We start from the raw sequence: 303 nt of genomic DNA, 5'->3' as shown, positions 1-303 counted from the left end.
GGGATCGTGCCGCCAGGATAGCGGCCGTGCCGGAACAGGTCGCGCTCAGCCTCCCGGCGCGGGATGATCGCGGCCGGGCGGCGCCAGTTCAGAAACGCGTCGGTGGCCGCAACGCGATTTCCGGCATTGAGGTGCCGGGTCAGCGCAGCCTTGGCGATGCCGCCGGTGTTGTAGTGGAACGAGACCAGCGCATCGAGTTCGTGCGGCGACAGCGGCACCTTCACGGCCCGCTGAACGGCGGCCTCGTAGCGCGCGAGGTCGGCCCGGAAGACCCGGAACGCCTCGCGGATCCCGGCGTCCAGA

1 protein-coding gene is annotated in these 303 nt (G+C 71.0%); it reads right to left on the bottom strand.

Annotated elements, in window-relative coordinates; translation table 11 throughout:
- Window positions 1-303 (bottom strand): lysozyme (locus AB6A65_RS16915; protein ID WP_371039537.1); only part of this gene is annotated, 303 nt, incomplete at both ends.

The sequence above is a fragment of the Rhodosalinus sp. FB01 genome (assembly GCF_041365715.1).
Classification (GTDB): domain Bacteria; phylum Pseudomonadota; class Alphaproteobacteria; order Rhodobacterales; family Rhodobacteraceae; genus Rhodosalinus.
This window is presented reverse-complemented; position numbering and strand designations above follow the sequence as displayed.